Raw genomic sequence first — 16,729 nt, 5'->3', positions numbered from 1 at the left:
GCCTCCGGCGTCGCGGGTTCCCGGCCCCTGCGGCTACCCTGTCCGGCGCTGCCGGAAGATTTCGTACAGGGCGATCGAGGCCGCACAGGGCGCGGCGATCGCGCCCTCGACCGGGATCGAGACCAGTTCGTCGCAGCTCTCCCGCCACGCCGGGCCCAGATCCTCGGCCTCGTCGCCGATCACCACGATCGTCGCATCCCGGAAGTCCTGTTCGTACACCGCCCGGATCCCGGGGTCCGCGCGGCCGGGGACGACGCCCACGATCCAGGTCGCGATATCGCGACCCGCCTGCCTGTCGCAGAAGTCGTGCACGGGACTCGCGCCGGATACCCGGAACACCGGAATGCCGAACAGCGCACCCTCCGAGGCCCGCACGCAGCGCGGGTCGAAGTGGTCGGCCCCGGTGCCGCTGATCACGACGGCCGCGGCCCCGAATCCGTGGGCGGAGCGGATCACGCTGCCCAGCCGCAGCGGGGAGGTGGGCTGTTCGATCACCACGACGACCGGTGGATGCCGGTCGCCCGGCGCGCCGGGGGTGAATTCGTCCAGGCTCGGCGTGCGCAGTTTGGCCACCGCCACCAGATCCGGTGTGCCCGTTACCGAATCGGCCAGTTCGGTCATAAGCTCCGGCACCAGGCCGGTATTCGGCGCGTCGCTGCGGTCGAGCAGTTCGCGCGCCCACGCGGGCAGTTCCGGTGTGCCCACCCGATACAGCAGGGTTTCCAGCGGCCACTGTCCCCGCACGGCCGCGGTCAGCGCCGCGCGGCCGTGTACGAGGAAGCGGCCGTCGCGATGGCGCTTGGCGCGATTGGTGAGGTAGGCCTGCCACTCACCGACCGCGGCGTTACGGGTCGTCACTGTGGGACTCGCTCCTGATCGTCACCGGTCGCATGGGCGCGCACCAGCTCGAGCGCCGAATCCACCAGTCGCGGATCGGCTCCGTCGAGCCATCGCACCCGCGGGTCGCGCCGAAACCACGATCGCTGGCGTCGCACATAGCGGCGGGTGCCGATGAGGGTGCGCTCCTGCGCATGTCTCAGGTCGTATTCGTTGTCCAGGTAGGCCAGGACTTGTGCGTAACCGATCGCGCGGCGCGCGGTCTGGCCCGCGCGCAGGCCGTGTGCGAGCAGGCCGCGCACCTCCTCGACCAGCCCCTGTTCGAACATCTTCGCGGTGCGCGCCTCGATCCGGGCGTCCAGTTCGGCGGTTTCGCGATCCACCCCCAGAACCAGTGCGCCCCAGCGCGGTTCGCCGATACTCGGCTGTGAGGCGGCGAACGGGCGACCGGTCAGTTCGACGACCTCGAGCGCGCGGACCATGCGACGGCCGTCGGTGGGCAGGATGGTGTCGGCGGCCACCGGATCGGCCGCCCGCAGCGCGGCGTGTACGGCCTCGACCCCACCCTGCTCGAGCAGCGCCTCCCATTTCGCGCGCACCAGCGGATCGGTCGCAGGAAAGTCCCAATCATCCAGCAGCGCTTGGACATACATCATCGAGCCGCCGACGATGACCGGCACCCGCCCGCGCGCCAAGATCCCCTCGACATCGGCGCGAGCCGAACTCTGATAGCTCGCGACCGTCGCGGTCTCGGTGACCTCGAGGACGTCGAGCTGATGATGCGGTATGCCGCGACGCTCGGCGAGCGGCAGCTTCGCGGTACCGATATCCATCCCGCGATACAGCTGCATGGCATCGATATTGACGATTTCGCCGTCCAGCCGCTGCGCCAATTCCAGGGCCAGATCGGACTTTCCGGTGGCGGTCGGCCCGATGACCGCGACGGGTGTCCTCATACCGCATCACCCGCCCGCCACACGCTCACCTGATAGCCGACGCCGAAAGGCGCGGCCGCATACCGCGTCTCGACCCGCGGGATATCGTCGAAAAGGCCCGCGAGCACCTGGAACGCCGCCCGGCCCGACACCTCGAGCTCGCCGCACAGCCCGATATCCAAATCCGTCAGCGCCCGCCGATCACCGGCCGCGAGGGCCCGATCGATGCCCTGCTGCACCGCTTCCGCGCGCGAATCCAGATATCCCGGGGCCTTGACCGACAGCGTGGCCGCGCCGTCGGCGACGACCAGGACCCCGCAGTCCTCCTCGCGCGCGTCCAATTCCGCGCGCAGCTTCGCCCCCAGTTCGATACAGCGCTGAGCGGGCGCGTCGACTTCCACGATGCGCGCCTCGGCCACGGCCGTCGGGGCGACCTGTCCGCGCAGCCAGCCGCCGATCAGGGCGGGCAGGGCCAGCATGGGGTCTTCCGCCGGACCACCCAGCCCGGCCCGCGACAATCCCACGCGCACATCGGCCCCGAAGCCGCGGAACGTGCCCACCGCCTCCGGTCCGAGCGCCTCCGCCCGCGCGCCCGTGCCCACGATGATCCAGCGCCCGGCGGCCTCGGCCAGGGTCCGACCGGCCGACAGCACGGCCTCGCGCAATGCGGGAACCCGCGCCGCGAGATGTTCCGAATCGGCCAGCGGCTGCCCACCACACAGTTCGGGAACCAGAATGGGCGGCGAGGGGATCAGCGCGGCGAGACGGAACACATGCTCAACCGTAGCTGGCAGGGTTGGTAACAGTTCGGCAAACGTCGCCCGGATAAGGGCCCGAGCTGGTCGACCGATCAGTTTCCGCAGGCCGCGGCCCGCTTCGGCCGGGGGCGGGACCAGCCCGTTCGCCGCCGATCCCGCAACCTCCAACACCGCACTTCCCACCCCTATTCGCACCTCACAGCAACCCGGGCCGCAGCGCCAACGCCAACAAGACACGGCAAATCTGCCTCTTGGCTGGTTGAATGGGATGAGCTAGGGCGTAACCAGGCAGCCGTGACGCGCGGCAGGGACGAGGAGCGATGACCGAGAACAGCGGAACCGAGAAAGCTACCCACCCGGAGACCGGCACGGCACAGCGGTCCAGCAACTCCGCCGCGACACCGCCCACGCCCGCCGACGCCCGTAAGCCCGGAACCCCGAAACCCGGGTCCCGCAAGCCGGAATCCCCCAAACCGCATGCGGTCAAACCTGTTCCGGGTCCGGCGCAGGAACATCCGCATCCGGTGGTCGTGCCGACGGTGAGCGATCCCAGCAAATGGGGTCGCGTCGACGAGGACGGCACGGCCTGGGTCAAGACCGCCGAGGGCGAGCGCGTCGTCGGGTCTTGGCAGGCCGGCGACGCCGCCGAGGGCCTGGCCCACTTCGGCCGTCGCTTCGACGATCTGGCCACCGAGGTCGCCCTGCTCGAGGCGCGCCTCGCGGCGGGCACCGACGCCCGCAAGACCAAGACCACCGCGACCGCCCTCGCCGAATCGCTGCCGACCGCCGCGGTCATCGGCGACGTCGAGGGTCTGGCGAAGCGGCTGCAGGCCATCATCGAACATTCCGACGAGGCCGCGGCGCACGCCAAGGAGGAGAAGGAGCGCACCCGCCACGAGCAGACCGAGCGCAAGGAACTGCTCTGCGCGGAGGCCGAGCAGATCGCCAGCGAATCCACCCAGTGGAAGTCCGCGGGCGATCGGCTGCGCGAAATCCTCGACGAGTGGAAGACCATTCGCGGGGTGGACCGCAAGGTCGACGACGCGCTGTGGCGACGCTTCTCCAAGGCCCGCGAATCGTTCAACCGCCGCCGCGGCGCGCATTTCGCGGAACTGGACCGCGAGCGCGCGGCCGCCAAGGGCCGCAAGGAGGAGTTGTGTGTGCGCGCGGAGGAGCTGTCCACCTCCACCGACTGGATCGGCACCGCCTCGATCTTCCGCGACATGCTGACCGAGTGGAAGGCCGCCGGTCGCGCCCCGCGCGAGGCCGATGAACAGCTGTGGCGTCGCTTCAAGAGCGCCCAGGACGTCTTCTTCGCGGCCCGCAATGCCGCGGCCTCGGAGCGGGACGCCGAATTCGAGCACAACGCCTCGGCCAAGGAAGATCTGTTGCGCGCCTACGAGGATCGCATCGACCCGGGTTCGGATCTGGACTCCGCGCGTAGCGCGCTGCGCGAACTGCAGGAAAAGTGGGACGCCCTCGGCAAGGTACCCCGCGAACGCCTGCAGGAACTCGAGGGCCGGTTGCGTTCGATCGAGAAGCGCGTTCGCGAGGCGGTCGACGCCCAGTGGCGGCGCACCGATCCGGAGGCCATGGCCCGCGCGGCCCAGTTCCGCGAGCGCGTGGCGCAATTCGAGGAGCAGGCCGCCAAGGCCCAGGCCGCGGGCCGCACCCGCGATGCCGAAAAGGCCCTCGAACAGGCCAAGCAGTGGCGCGAATGGGCCGAGGCCGCCGAGGGCGCGGTCAGCCAGCGCTGAGCGAAGGGCTCCCCATGGACGTCCAGGAGACCAATCGGCGGGTGATCGAGCAGTTCCGCGCGGGCGGCGCGATCGAGGGTATGCATCGCGACCGCCTGCTGCTGCTCACCACCACCGGTCGGCACTCCGGACATCCGTACACCACGCCGATGATGTTCCATCGCGACGGCGACCGGGTGCTGGTGATCGCATCGAATATCGGTGCGCCCCGGCACCCGGACTGGTATCTGAACCTGGCCGCCGATCCGGCCGTCACGGTCGAGATCGGCGACGAAACCTATTCGGCCACAGCCGAAACCGTCTCCGGCGCGGAACGGGAGCGGATCTGGGCCGAGCTGATCCGGCTGTATCCGTTCTTCGCCGAACATCAGACCAAGACCACGCGCGCCATTCCCGTGGTCGCGCTGCATCGGACCTGACGCCGCGTCCGAATGCCGCCAGCCATACCGGTTTCCGACCGCGATGCTGGGTCATATGCATCGCGTAGTTGATCTCCAAGTCCTCTACTTCGGCACCCCGGTGGTGCTGATCAGTACCCGAAATCCCGACGGGACGGCGAATCTCGCGCCCATGTCGTCGGCCTGGTGGCTGGGTGATCAGTGCATGCTCGGCATGAACACACCCTCGCGCACGACCCAGAACCTGCTGCGGGAGCGGGAGTGCGTACTGAATCTTCCTTCGGCGGAACTGGTTTCGGCCGTGGATCGGCTGGCTCTGCTCACCGGCTCCCCGACGCTGTCGGCGCATCATCGCGAGAAGGGCTATCGCTACGAACCGGACAAATTCGGCGCCGCCGGACTCACCCCGATCGCCTCGGATCTGGTCGGCGCGCCGCGGGTGGCGGAATGCCCGATCCAGCTCGAATGCGAGTTGCTGTCCTCCCAGCCGTTCGGCGTCGACACCCATGCCAACGCCCACACCGTGCGGGTGCGGCGCGCGCATGTGGACGAGGATCTGGTCATCCCCGGCACCGCGCACGTCGATCAGCTCCGCTGGGATCCGCTGATCATGAAGTTCTGCGAATTCTTCGGCGGCGCAACGCAATTGCAGCCCTCACGGCTGGCCGCCGCCTGGCAGATCCCCGATCCCGCCCTGCGCTGAACTACTTGTCCTCGCCCTGCAGCCAGCGCTTGTGCCGCTCCTCCTCCTCGGCCGCCGCGATCCGGCGGCGCTCCTCGGCCTCGAGCTGCATCGCCGTCCTGCTCCACACCACCTTGATCCAGTGGAAGGTCAGCACGATGATCGCCAGCGTCGCCAGGATCAGGCCGATGCCCGGTCCGGCGCCGCGGTAATCGCCCAGACCCGGGGTCTGCCGATGCCAGATCGACAGCACACCGAATACGCTGCCGACCGCCGAACCGGCCACCGCGATCCACGCCAGCGCCCAGCGGCGGGTAACCAGCGCGAGCGAGGAGAATCCGATGCCGAACACCACCACGAACCATTCGAACAGCCGCGACGGCAGCCCGATGTGCTCGGCCTGCGCGGTGTGGTCGTAGAGCACCACATCCAGCCCGCGCGCGGCGCCCGCGTGCGGCAGCACCAGCGACAGCAGCAGGACGAAGACCGCCGAGGCCACCACCATCGCCCGCGAACCCGGATCGATCTCGCCCGCGATCCGGCGTTCGACGGCCTCGAGTTCGTCGTGATACTGCTCGAACGCCTTGGTCTCGGCCGGGTTCATATTCTCCTCGTTCGGCTCGGCTGCCTGCTGACTGTCCCGCGGCTCCCGCTCATCCGGCGTCCGGTCCCGCTCAGCCATCCCTCGTCACCGCCTCGACCTCGTATCGACCGCGAACATCATGCGCCGCAACCGGTTCCGCACGCCGAGGCCGCGGGCTCGGGCTCCGGCGCGCCGATGCGCGGCAGGCCGAGTCCCACCCCGATGGGCGCGGTCTTGGGCGTGACGCCGCGCTCGTGCGCGTCGCCCGCGCGGGTACGGCGATGCTCGCGGATCGGGCTGTCGGCGATCAGATGATGCGGGGCCGCGTCGGTGATCCGGACCGTGACGATGTCACCGGGCCGGATCGCGCCCTCGTCCGCGGGCTTGAAGTGCACCAGCCGCCCGTCGCGCGCCCGCCCGCTCATCCGGGCCGTCGCGGCGTTCTTCTTACCCGCGCCCTCGGCGACCAGCAGTTCCACCTCGCTGCCGATGAGCGCCTGATTGGCCTCGAGCGAGATCTGCTCCTGCAGCGCGATGAGCCGGTCGTAACGTTCCTGCACGACCGCCTTGGGCACCTGATCGGCCATGGTCGCGGCCGGGGTGCCGGGCCGGATCGAGTACTGGAAGGTGAAGGCGCTGGTGAATCGCGCCTGCCGCACGACATCCAGGGTCTCCTGGAAGTCCTCCTCGGTCTCGCCCGGGAAGCCGACGATGATATCGGTGGTGATGGCCGCGTGCGGCATCGCCGCGCGCACCTTCTCGATGATGCCCAGGAACCGCGCCTTGCGATAGGACCGGCGCATCGCCTTGAGCACGCGATCCGAGCCCGACTGCAGCGGCATGTGCAGCTGCGGGCAGACATTCGGCGTCTCGGCCATCGCCTCGATCACGTCATCGGTGAATTCGGCCGGATGCGGCGAGGTGAAGCGCACCCGCTCCAAACCCTCGATACCGCCGCAGGCGCGCAGCAACCGGGCGAAGGCGCTGCGGTCGCGCGGCTCGTCGGGGTCGGCGAAGTTCACGCCGTAGGAGTTGACGTTCTGCCCGAGCAGCGTCACCTCGAGGACGCCCTGTTCGACCAGCGCCCGCATCTCGGCGAGCACATCGCCCGGGCGGCGGTCGATCTCCTTACCGCGCAGCGACGGCACGATACAGAAGGTGCAGGTGTTGTTGCAGCCCACCGAGATCGAAACCCAGCTGGCATAGGAGGATTCGCGCCGCGCGGGCAGCGTGGAGGGGAACGCCTCGAGCGATTCGAGAATCTCCACCTGAGCCTGTTCGTTGTGCCGGGCACGCTCGAGCAGCACCGGCAACGAACCAATATTGTGCGTCCCGAACACCACATCCACCCACGGCGCCTTGCGCACGACGGTGTCGCGGTCCTTCTGCGCCAGACAGCCGCCGACCGCGATCTGCATCCCGGGCCGCTCGGCCTTGATCGGGGCCAGATGCCCCAGCGTCCCGTAGAGCTTGTTGTCGGCGTTCTCGCGCACCGCGCAGGTGTTGAACACGACCAGATCCGGGGTCGCCCCAGGGGTCGCCTTGGTGTAGCCGGCGTCCTCGAGCAGGCCCGACAGGCGTTCGGAGTCGTGGACGTTCATCTGACAGCCGTAGGTGCGGACCTCATAGGTGCGCGCCGACTCCGATGCCGCCACCGAACCTGCCCCGAGCTGCATCGACGAATTCACTCGTCCAGGGTATCGGTTCACCGAAACCGGATTCCCACCCCGCCCGGCCGCACCGCGACCCGCAGTGATACCGATCACCAATGTCAAGGTTCGGTTAATCGTTATCCGAGCTGGATCGACGCGTTTCGCAAAATTGCGCATTTCCAGCATTTTCAACTTAAGGTCGACCCATGACCGACGCTGCTGCCGACGCTACACCCGGCACTGCCACCGACCCGAGCGCCACCACAACCGCCGACGCACCGCCGATGATCGCGATGCGCAAGGTGGACAAGCACTTCGGCGCTCTGCACGTACTGCAGGACATCAACCTCGAGGTGCCCAAGGGGCAGGTGGTGATCGTTCTGGGCCCGTCCGGATCCGGCAAATCCACGCTGTGCCGCACCATCAATCGTCTCGAACCGATCGATTCCGGCGTGATCGCCGTCGACGGCGTGGAACTGCCGGCGGAGGGCCGCGCGCTGGCCAAGCTGCGCTCCGAGGTGGGCATGGTGTTCCAGCAGTTCAATCTGTTCGCGCACAAGACGATCCTGGAAAATGTCATGCTCGCGCCGATCAAGGTGCGCGGCCTGGACAAGAAGCAGGCGCGTGAGACCGCAATGAAGCTGCTCGAGCGCGTCGGGATCGCCAATCAGGCCGACAAGTATCCGGCCCAGCTGTCCGGCGGGCAGCAGCAGCGTGTGGCCATCGCCCGCGCGCTGGCGATGAATCCCAAGGTCATGCTGTTCGACGAGCCCACCTCCGCGCTGGACCCGGAGATGGTCAACGAGGTGCTCGAGGTGATGGTCCAGCTGGCCAAGGACGGTATGACCATGCTCGTGGTCACCCACGAGATGGGCTTCGCCCGCCGCGCCGGCGATCGGGTGCTGTTCATGGCCGACGGCCAGGTCGTCGAGGACACCGACCCCGAAACCTTCTTCACCGCACCGAGATCCGACCGTGCCAAGGATTTCTTGGGCAAGATCTTGAGCCACTGAACGGTGACAATCACCTCCCACACCTCATAAGAGAGAAGGAATTCGATGAGGATCACTCGTGCACTGCGCTTCGGTATAGGGGCCCTGGCAATCGCCGCGGTAGCCACCGCTTGCGGTGGCGGCAGCTCCAAATCCGCCGCACAGCACGCCGCCGACGGCAAGCTGACCGTCGGTATCAAGTTCGACCAGCCGGGTATCGGTCTGCGCGACAAGGACGGCTCGTTCGCCGGATTCGATGTCGATGTCGCCAAGTACGTCGCGGGCAAGCTCGGTGTGAAGCCGGAGAACATCACGTTCAAGGAGGCTCCGTCGGCGCAGCGCGAGACCCTGATCCAGAACGGCCAGGTCGACTTCATCGTCGCCAGCTACTCGATCACCGACCAGCGCAAGGAGAAGGTCGACTTCGCCGGTCCGTACTACATCGCGGGCCAGGATCTGCTGGTGCGCGCCGACAACACCGATATCACCGGCCCGGACGCCCTCAAGGGCAAGAAGGTCTGCTCGGTGAAGGGTTCGACTCCGGCGCAGAACCTGGAGAAGAACTACAAGGACGCGCAGCTGCAGACCTATGACACCTACTCGCTGTGCATCGAGGCGCTGAAGTCCGGAGCCATGGACGCGGTCAGCACCGACAATGTCATCCTCGCCGGTTACGCCGCGCAGTCGCCCGGTCAGCTCAAGCTGGTCAACAAGCCCTTCACCACCGAGAAGTACGGCATCGGCGTGAAGAAGGGCGACAAGGAATCGCGCGACAAGATCAACGACGCGGTCGAGGCCATGATCAGTGACGGCAGCTGGAAGTCCACCTTGGAGAAGGACTTCGCGGGCACCGGCTTCCAGATCCCGACGCCGCCGACCGTCGACCGCTACTGATGATCCACCCCCTTCCCTGATACCGCGAGGAGCACGTCCGCCGTGTTCGACCTGATCTCCAGATACGACTCCCAACTGCTCGACGCGTTCTGGATGACCATCAAACTGACGGTGCTGTCCGGGATCTGCGCGCTGATCCTGGGCACCATCGTCGCCGCCATGCGGGTGTCGCCGGTGCCGGTGGCACGCTGGGTCGGCACGGCGTACGTGACCGTCTTCCGCAACACCCCGCTCACCCTCATCCTGGTGTTCTGCTCGATCGGCCTGCTGAGCACCATGCGCATCGAACTCGTGCACGGTTCGAATTCGATTCAGGACAACGCCTTCTGGTGGGCGGTGATCGGATTGAGCATCTACACCGCCTCGTTCGTCTGCGAATCGCTGCGCTCGGGCATCAACACCGTCTCGCTGGGCCAGTCCGAGGCCGGCCGGTCGCTGGGGCTGACCTTCGGCCAGAATCTGCGAATGATCGTGCTGCCGCAGGCCTTTCGCTCGGTGATCGCGCCGCTGGGCAGCGTGCTGATCGCGCTGACCAAGAACTCCACGATCGCCTCGGCCATCGGCGTACACGAGGCCGCGTTCCTGATGGCCGGGATGAACGAATCCGAGGCCCAGATCCTCGTGATCGGCGCGATCTTCGCCTTCGGCTTCGTCATTCTCACCCTGCCCACCGGTCTGCTGTTCGGTTGGCTGGCCAAGCGATTCGAGGTGGCTCGATGAGCTCCGATGCTTCGGTTCTCTACGACGCGCCGGGCCCGAAGGCCCGGGTGCGGCACAACATCTACTCGGTGGTGGTCGCGATCGCGATCGCCGCCGTGCTCTGGTTCGTCTATCGCGGATTCGCCGACAAGGGCCAGTTCACCGCCGAGAAGTGGAAGCCGTTCCTGGACGGCGAGGTCTGGCAGACCTATCTGCTGCCGGGTCTGCGCGGCACGATCGTGGCCGCGGTGCTGTCGATCGTCTTCGCGCTGGTGATCGGCATGGTCTTCGGTGTCGCGCGATTGTCGGACCATCGCAGCGTGCGCGTCGTGGCGGGTGTGCTCGTCGAATTCGCCCGGGCCATCCCGGTGCTGGTCATGATGATCTTCCTGTTCGCGTTCTTCGCGCAGAAGCAGGTGTTCCCGTCCGATCAGCTGGCGCTCGCGGCCGTGGTCATCGCGCTGACCGTCTACAACGGCTCGGTCATCGCCGAGATCGTGCGCTCGGGCATCCGCTCGTTGCCCAAGGGGCAGTCCGAGGCCGCGACCGCGCTGGGCCTGCGCAAGGGGCAGCTGATGCGGATCATCCTGCTGCCGCAGGCGATCACGGCCATGCTGCCCGCGATCGTGTCGCAGATGGTTGTGGCGCTGAAGGATTCGGCGCTGGGCTATCAGATCACCTATCAGGAGATCGTGCGCCAGGGTCAGCAGCTCGGTGCGGCCCAGCAGAACACGGTGCCCTCGCTGATCGTCATCGCCATCATCATGATCGCGCTGAACTGGGCGCTGTCGGTGTTCGCGACCTGGCTCGAGCGTCGCCTGCGCAGCTCGCGTCGACGCGGGCGCACCGTGGTGGCCGCCGATTCGGTGCTCACCGACGCGGCCCCCGGACTGGATCTCGCCGCGGCGAAGTAATTCACGCTGAGTTCAATCATTCTCGGCACTGCTCCCGGTCGCCGGTTCGCCACTATCGGCCGACCGGGGAGCGGTTGTCCAACGATTCAGCCGCCACGCCGTCGCGGTTGTTGCAATCGCACCACTCGGTCTCCAAGGTTGGCTGCTATGTCTGCCACCTGTCCCGCCTGCTCCTGGTCGTCGCCGATGGTCGTCTCGGCCCACGGTTCGGTCCGCTACCTGCGGTGCGTGTGCGGACGATGGCTGGTGGCCCACGGTGGCGGCGTGAGCATCGTGTCCGACCACGGTTCCTGTCCCAAGCCCGTACCGGCGGAGCATCTCGAACTGATTCCCTTGCCCGAGTGAACGATTCCGGACGAATTACGCGGGTGCTCGAAACTCCTTTTCGGAAACTCCGTTTTCCGGTGTGCCGAACGTATCGGGCCGGGATACTGAAATCATCAGCCGAAAAGTCATGACCGGGTGAGTGACCGGCTCACCCCTCCCTGGAGCCGGTCACTCCGCTCGTCCGGGTCGCCGACGACAATCGCACGGCCGCAACCGCTTTCGGACGAGACCCTGGTGCGGCGCGGTCAAGCGCGTACCGGATCGTGGCTGGCAGCGAAGTCGAGGAAGCGGGGAATGACCTGGTCCGGATTCGCCCACAGCAGATCGTGGCCGATATTCGGATAGGTTTCGATCTCCGCCGACGGGATGTGCGCGCGGACTCGCGCGGCGGCGAATTCGGGGTCGCCCACGACCGTTTCGGCGCCGAAGAGGACCAGCAGCGGGGCGGTGACAGCCGACAGTTGTTCGTCGGTGAGCGGCCGTTCCCAGGGCATGCCGGGGCGGAATTTCAAAGTGACCATGGCGGCGGCGAATTCCTCGTCGTCGAGTTCGAAGCGGGGCATCAGCCACCTGTTCATCTTGCGCATGCGCTCGGGGGTCGGTCGCATACCCGCCAGGATGAATCTGAGCATCAGGCTCCAGCGCGGTTTGGCGAAGGTGGCCCCGCCCGGTTCGAACATGGTCAGGCTCGCGAGGCGTTCGGAATGATGGACTCCCATCACGAGGGCCAGCCACGCGCCGACGGAGTTTCCGGCCAGATGTACGCGCTCCTCGCCGAGGCCGTCGAGCGTCTCCGCGAGCCAATTCGCGACATCCGCGTCGTCGCGTACCGGTGCGGTCTGCACACAGCGTCCCGCCCAACCGATGACATCGGGGGTGTATACGACACGGTCCCGGGACAGCTCCTCGATGAACCGCCACCAGATCTGGCCGTTGCCGCCCATACCCGGCAGCAGCACGATCGGCGCGCCCGCCCCCGAGCCGGATTTGCGCACTCGCGTTGTCCCGAAGGATGTTTCGACGTCGAGACAGGTCGACGGCACCGGCCACTTCGACGCCATGGCGTCATAGCGGCGCAGAAAATCGGCCTTCGCTTCGTCACTGGTGAATCGCCCGATCTTCGGCACGATCCCTCCCTCCCATTTTTACGGTATGTCCGTATCACGTTTGCGGTATGAACGTATCACGGATGCGGTACGCACGTACCATCTAGGCTTGGAGGCTTCGACTCGAACGGAAGGCGGCAGGTCCGGTGCCACGATTGGTCGACCACGAGCAGCGGCGACGGCAGATCACCGGCGCGGTGCGGCGGGTCATCGTCGGCGGTGGCCTGGCGGCGGTGACATTCCAGACGGTGGCCGCCGAGGCCGGGGTCTCGGTCCGCCTGGTGCAGTACTACTTCGGCACGAAGCGCGATTTCCTGCTCGCGACCCATCGATCGGTGATGGACGACGCCGGTAACCGCTTCCTGCAACGCTGGACCGCGCTCGGGCCGGACGCCACGCCCCGCGAGACCATTCGCGCGATCCTGACCGAGGTCCTGCCCCTCGATCCGCGGCGCCGGGAGGAGGCCGTGGTACTCGGCGCGTTCAATACCGCGGCGATCAGCGGCCAGGGCATCACCTCGGAGGAGACGCTGGCCGCCCCGCGGGCGCTGCGCGACGTCGTCGCCGATCAACTCCGCCGGGCCCAGCGCCTCGGCGAGGCCGGCGACCGGATCAACCCCGAACTCGACGCCGACCTCATCCTCTCCGCCACCGGCGGATTCGCCCAGGGCATGCTCGCCGGTCACGGCGACGCCCGGGCCGCGATCGAACTGCTGGATCATCTACTCGATCGGGTGCTGGGCATCGACGCGAAGTGAGCCGGATCTCTCTGTCGGACAGGGCATCTTGCGCGCGCTTCGACAGGCTTGGTACCGTCCGGACGTACACGTTCTCAGGGCGGGGTGAAATTCCCCACCGGCGGTAATGGATATCCGGGCCATCCCGGTGTCCCAGCCCGCGAGCGCCACGACACCGCGGTGTCGTGGGTCAGCAGATTCCGGTGTGATTCCGGAGCCGACGGTCACAGTCCGGATGAAAGAGAACGCGGAACCGGGTCGCCCGCTGGCGGGTGCTCCCTGTTCGCGTCGTGCTGCCCTGGGTGACATCGCGAACAGGAGAAATCATGTCACCCACCTCGAACCGCATCGCCATCGTCGCCGCCCGCTGGCACGCCGATATCGTCGACCGCGCCGTCACGTCCTGCCGCACCGGACTGGCCGAACGCGGCTTCACCGACGTCGAGGTGATCGAGGTCCCCGGAGCCTTCGAAATCCCCTTGCGCACAAAACGTCTGGCCGCGACCGGCCGCTACGCCGCCATCGCGGGCTGCGCCCTGGTGGTCGACGGCGGTATCTATCGCCACGACTTCGTGGCATCGACCGTCGTGGACGCGCTCATGCGCGTACAACTCGACACCGATGTCCCGGTGTTCTCCGCGGTCCTCACCCCGCACCATTTCCACGAACACGATGAGCATCGGGCCTACTTCCTGCGCCACTTCGAAATCAAGGGCGCGGAACTGGCCAATGCCATCGCGGCCACGGTGAGCCTGGACGCCGTCCCGGCATGACGCGATTCCCGCCCCGGCGATTCTGTGCGCCGGGGCGGGATAGCGAAACCGACGTAGGTCGGATCAGCGCACGCGCCGGGAAGATCGCCGGAAGATTTCGGGCACGTCGAACGGCGTGCGCCAGTCCGGCTTTCACCGATCCGTGCGCAACGGCACACCCGGAATCATCGGGCGCGAATCGGTTGTGTGCACGATCCGAATCGGATCACCCGGGTGGCGGGCGCTGTACTCGCATTGCGGCATCGCGGCGGTGCATTGTCGGCACAGAGCGGCGAACGCGCCCGGCGGGCCGCCCGCTAGTCGGCCTGCGCCAGTGCGTCTTTCACCAGTGCGTAGGCGGCGGATTGGTTGTAGCCACGCCGGGCCAGCATGCCGACCAGGCGGCGGATCGTCTTCTCCCGCTCCAGATCACCCGGCATCGTCCGGAGTTTGCGGCGCACCAGTTCCCGGGCCGCGGACTCGTCCATGGTGGTGTCGGGTCGGGTGGCGGGTTGCGGACGGATCGGCTCGGATTCGAGTCCGGCTTCGGCTACCGCCGCCATGACCACCGCGTAAGCGGTGGACGGTTCGTATCCCCGGCGGCCCAGCATGCCGACCAGGCGGCGAATCGCCTTGTCGCGGTCCAGGTCCGCGGGCAGGCTCTGCAGTTTGCGATGGACCAGTTCGGTGGCGCGGACATGCTCGTCGGCGCTGGTGATGCCCGCGAGCGCCGGTTCCGAATCGGCCGGGGCGACCCCCTTGCGGCGCAGTTCCTGGGCCAGGACCTTCTTGCCCCTACCCGAGTAGGTGTGCCGGGAGTGCACCCACTGTTCGGCGAAGGCGGCGTCATCGATCAGCCCGACCTCGGCGAGCCGATTCAGCACCCGCTCGACCACCGCGGCCCGAAAACCCTTGTCCGCCAGCTTGTTCGCGAGCTCGGCCCGGCTGCGCGCCCGATCGGTCAGCAATCGAAGGCAGATATCCTTGGCCTGCGCCTCGGTCCCGCCCCCGGCCGACTCACCGGCACCGTCACCGCCGCGCCGCGCCCGGCGTCGACCCCGGCGGCCCGATTCCTCCGGCCGCTCATGATCTTCCGCGCCCGATCGCTCGGCAAGGCCCGCACCGCGACGTCGCCCACGGTCCGAACCGTCTCCACTCGATTCGGACACGAACGGCCGCCCCGGGGACGAGTCGTGGTCGTAATCCGCCACAGCCGAATCGGTTCGGCCGCGGTCATCCTCCCGATAACCATCGACCGACCGTCGGCGCACATCGGACGACCACTGCCCGTCGTCGGCCTCCTCCGCACCAGAGAACCCCGCATCTCCCTGGTACGAAGGGTCGGAGGCCTCGTGGTCGATCGGGCCGCCGTCGGAACGCCAGACGCCGCGCGAATCACCCTCCGATTTCGCGCGTTTCGCCGCCGGGCGTATCCGGCGAGGTGAATCGGGGCGAGAGCGAGCGTCGCCGGACTCCAGATCGGCCAGCTGTCGGCGCAGCCGCTCCACCGCCTCGAGCCGAGTCGCGCCGGGGCCCTGGAGGGGTGTGGGCCCCGACGCTTCCCGGTTCGGCATCGGCTAGAAGTCGACGGGCGCCTCGGCACCCGCGTCTGCGGTGACGTCTGCTCCGATGCCAAGCTTTTCCTTGATCTTCTTCTCGATCTCGTCGCGCACGTCGGTGTTCTCCTTGAGGAACTTGCGCGCGTTCTCCTTGCCCTGGCCGAGCTGATCGCCCTCGTAGGTGAACCAGGAGCCGGACTTGCGGATGAAGCCGTGCTCGACACCCATATCGATGATCGAGCCCTCCTTGGAAATGCCCACGCCGTAGAGGATGTCGAATTCGGCCTGCTTGAACGGCGGCGCGACCTTGTTCTTGACGACCTTGACGCGAGTGCGGTTACCGACCGCGTCGGTGCCGTCCTTGAGGGTTTCGATCCGGCGCACGTCGAGACGAACCGAGGCATAGAACTTCAGCGCCTTACCACCGGTGGTGGTCTCGGGCGAGCCGAACATCACGCCGATCTTCTCGCGCAGCTGGTTGACGAAGATGGCGGTGGTGCCGGAGTTGTTGAGCGCGCTGGTCATCTTGCGCAGCGCCTGGCTCATCAGGCGGGCCTGCAGACCGACGTGGCTGTCGCCCATCTCGCCCTCGATCTCGGCGCGCGGCACCAGCGCGGCCACCGAGTCGATGACGATGAGGTCCAGCGCACCGGAACGCACCAGCATATCGGCGATTTCGAGCGCCTGCTCACCGGTATCGGGCTGGGAGACCAGCAGCGCGTCGGTATCGACACCCAGCTTGCGGGCATACTCCGGATCCAGCGCGTGCTCGGCGTCGATGAAGGCCGCGACGCCGCCGTTGGCCTGCGCGTTGGCGATGGCGTGCAGGGTGAGCGTGGTCTTACCGGAGGATTCCGGACCGTAGATCTCCACGATGCGCCCGCGCGGCAGACCGCCGAGGCCCAGGGCGATGTCCAGCGCGATCGAACCCGTCGGAATCACCGAGATGGGTTGGCGCGCCTCCTCCCCGAGACGCATCACGGCGCCCTTGCCGAAACTCTTCTCGACCTGCGCGAGGGCGAGCTCCAGCGCCTTGTCGCGGTCGTACGCCTGTGGTGCCATCGTCTGGTTCCCCTTCTCGACGGGTGGGTCTGTAGTTGTGGTTGACGCCTACGTTAGAGGGCGGCACCGACAAGTTCCGACGGCC

The 16,729-nt window shown here is 67.5% G+C and carries 18 protein-coding genes, 1 pseudogene and 1 riboswitch; of the genes and pseudogenes, 10 read left to right on the top strand and 9 right to left on the bottom strand.

Going from position 1 to position 16,729, the window contains the following annotated elements:
* Positions 1 to 33: 33 nt before the first annotated feature.
* From NP4_RS11690 to NP4_RS11680, 3 genes are read right to left on the bottom strand one after another with little or no spacing between them, the layout of a single operon-like run.
* Entirely contained in the window at positions 34 to 858 is an 825-nt protein-coding gene (locus tag NP4_RS11690; protein WP_067996357.1) for a TrmH family RNA methyltransferase, read from the bottom strand.
* Complete coding sequence (gene miaA / locus NP4_RS11685; protein ID WP_067996355.1) at positions 855 to 1,793, bottom strand: tRNA (adenosine(37)-N6)-dimethylallyltransferase MiaA; 939 nt, start codon at positions 1,791 to 1,793, stop codon at positions 855 to 857. Before miaA ends, NP4_RS11690 begins: the two co-directional genes overlap by 4 nt.
* Complete coding sequence (locus NP4_RS11680) at positions 1,790 to 2,545, bottom strand: class III extradiol ring-cleavage dioxygenase family protein (RefSeq protein WP_067996352.1); 756 nt, start codon at positions 2,543 to 2,545, stop codon at positions 1,790 to 1,792. Before NP4_RS11680 ends, miaA begins: the two co-directional genes overlap by 4 nt.
* 305 nt (positions 2,546 to 2,850) lie before the next feature.
* Between NP4_RS11680 and NP4_RS11675 the strand changes: the two genes are divergently transcribed.
* From NP4_RS11675 to NP4_RS11665, 3 genes are read left to right on the top strand one after another with little or no spacing between them, the layout of a single operon-like run.
* Positions 2,851 to 4,287: a DUF349 domain-containing protein gene (locus tag NP4_RS11675; RefSeq protein ID WP_067996350.1), complete on the top strand. Its 1,437-nt coding sequence runs from the start codon at positions 2,851 to 2,853 to the stop codon at positions 4,285 to 4,287.
* Positions 4,288 to 4,301: 14 nt separating this feature from the next.
* Positions 4,302 to 4,706: a nitroreductase family deazaflavin-dependent oxidoreductase gene (locus tag NP4_RS11670; RefSeq protein ID WP_067996348.1), complete on the top strand. Its 405-nt coding sequence runs from the start codon at positions 4,302 to 4,304 to the stop codon at positions 4,704 to 4,706.
* Between the two features lie 55 nt (positions 4,707 to 4,761).
* Positions 4,762 to 5,388 carry a flavin reductase family protein gene (locus tag NP4_RS11665; protein WP_067996828.1) on the top strand — a complete coding sequence of 209 codons (627 nt, stop codon included), beginning with the start codon at positions 4,762 to 4,764 and terminating at the stop codon, positions 5,386 to 5,388.
* 1 nt (position 5,389) lies between these two features.
* Here the strand turns inward: NP4_RS11665 and NP4_RS11660 are convergent, their stop codons facing one another.
* Complete coding sequence (locus NP4_RS11660) at positions 5,390 to 6,049, bottom strand: Rv2732c family membrane protein (protein ID WP_373863826.1); 660 nt, start codon at positions 6,047 to 6,049, stop codon at positions 5,390 to 5,392.
* 38 nt (positions 6,050 to 6,087) lie between these two features.
* On the bottom strand, positions 6,088 to 7,626 hold the full coding sequence (gene miaB / locus NP4_RS11655; protein ID WP_067996820.1) for a tRNA (N6-isopentenyl adenosine(37)-C2)-methylthiotransferase MiaB: 1,539 nt from the start codon (positions 7,624 to 7,626) through the stop codon (positions 6,088 to 6,090).
* A 260-nt stretch (positions 7,627 to 7,886) separates the two neighbouring features.
* Between miaB and NP4_RS11650 the strand changes: the two genes are divergently transcribed.
* The 5 genes from NP4_RS11650 to NP4_RS11630 all read left to right on the top strand — a co-directional run bounded on the left by NP4_RS11650 (position 7,887) and on the right by NP4_RS11630 (position 11,446).
* Positions 7,887 to 8,615: an amino acid ABC transporter ATP-binding protein gene (locus tag NP4_RS11650; protein ID WP_062504275.1), complete on the top strand. Its 729-nt coding sequence runs from the start codon at positions 7,887 to 7,889 to the stop codon at positions 8,613 to 8,615.
* A gap of 45 nt (positions 8,616 to 8,660) precedes the next feature.
* Positions 8,661 to 9,488, top strand: a complete 828-nt coding sequence (locus tag NP4_RS11645; RefSeq protein WP_067996341.1) for a glutamate ABC transporter substrate-binding protein — start codon at positions 8,661 to 8,663, stop codon at positions 9,486 to 9,488.
* Between the two features lie 42 nt (positions 9,489 to 9,530).
* Positions 9,531 to 10,208 (top strand): amino acid ABC transporter permease, encoded by a 678-nt coding sequence (locus tag NP4_RS11640; protein ID WP_082875772.1) that lies wholly within the window; start codon positions 9,531 to 9,533, stop codon positions 10,206 to 10,208.
* A complete protein-coding gene (locus NP4_RS11635) occupies positions 10,205 to 11,101 on the top strand; it encodes an amino acid ABC transporter permease (protein ID WP_067996339.1) in 897 nt (298 codons plus the stop codon). Before NP4_RS11640 ends, NP4_RS11635 begins: the two co-directional genes overlap by 4 nt.
* A 147-nt stretch (positions 11,102 to 11,248) precedes the next feature.
* Complete coding sequence (locus tag NP4_RS11630; protein WP_067996334.1) at positions 11,249 to 11,446, top strand: hypothetical protein; 198 nt, start codon at positions 11,249 to 11,251, stop codon at positions 11,444 to 11,446.
* Between the two features lie 227 nt (positions 11,447 to 11,673).
* Here the strand turns inward: NP4_RS11630 and NP4_RS11625 are convergent, their stop codons facing one another.
* Entirely contained in the window at positions 11,674 to 12,555 is an 882-nt protein-coding gene (locus NP4_RS11625; protein ID WP_067996331.1) for an alpha/beta fold hydrolase, read from the bottom strand.
* Between the two features lie 125 nt (positions 12,556 to 12,680).
* Here NP4_RS11625 and NP4_RS11620 point away from each other — a divergent pair, with 125 nt between their 5' ends.
* Together NP4_RS11620 and NP4_RS11615 are read left to right on the top strand one after the other, a co-directional pair.
* Positions 12,681 to 13,292 carry a TetR/AcrR family transcriptional regulator gene (locus tag NP4_RS11620; protein ID WP_067996326.1) on the top strand — a complete coding sequence of 204 codons (612 nt, stop codon included), beginning with the start codon at positions 12,681 to 12,683 and terminating at the stop codon, positions 13,290 to 13,292.
* A 66-nt stretch (positions 13,293 to 13,358) separates the two neighbouring features.
* Positions 13,359 to 13,522: riboswitch (FMN riboswitch) on the top strand.
* Positions 13,523 to 13,597: 75 nt separating this feature from the next.
* Positions 13,598 to 14,044 (top strand): 6,7-dimethyl-8-ribityllumazine synthase, encoded by a 447-nt coding sequence (locus tag NP4_RS11615; protein WP_067996324.1) that lies wholly within the window; start codon positions 13,598 to 13,600, stop codon positions 14,042 to 14,044.
* A gap of 296 nt (positions 14,045 to 14,340) precedes the next feature.
* On the opposite strand, the gene NP4_RS43170 is transcribed toward NP4_RS11615, so the two are convergent.
* The 3 genes and pseudogenes from NP4_RS43170 to recA form a co-directional block, all read right to left on the bottom strand.
* Complete coding sequence (locus tag NP4_RS43170; RefSeq protein ID WP_373863831.1) at positions 14,341 to 14,511, bottom strand: regulatory protein RecX; 171 nt, start codon at positions 14,509 to 14,511, stop codon at positions 14,341 to 14,343.
* Between the two features lie 39 nt (positions 14,512 to 14,550).
* Positions 14,551 to 15,192, bottom strand: a pseudogene (recX, locus tag NP4_RS43165) (recombination regulator RecX); the annotation flags it as partial.
* 408 nt (positions 15,193 to 15,600) lie between these two features.
* A complete protein-coding gene (gene recA, locus NP4_RS11605; protein ID WP_062506624.1) occupies positions 15,601 to 16,644 on the bottom strand; it encodes a recombinase RecA in 1,044 nt (347 codons plus the stop codon).
* Positions 16,645 to 16,729 lie beyond the last annotated feature (85 nt).

It is taken from the genome of Nocardia pseudobrasiliensis NBRC 108224 (genome assembly GCF_001613105.1).
GTDB classification, from domain to species: Bacteria; Actinomycetota; Actinomycetes; order Mycobacteriales; family Mycobacteriaceae; genus Nocardia; species Nocardia pseudobrasiliensis.
The sequence above is the reverse complement of the archived record's forward strand: the minus strand, read 5'-3'. Positions and strand labels throughout refer to the sequence as shown.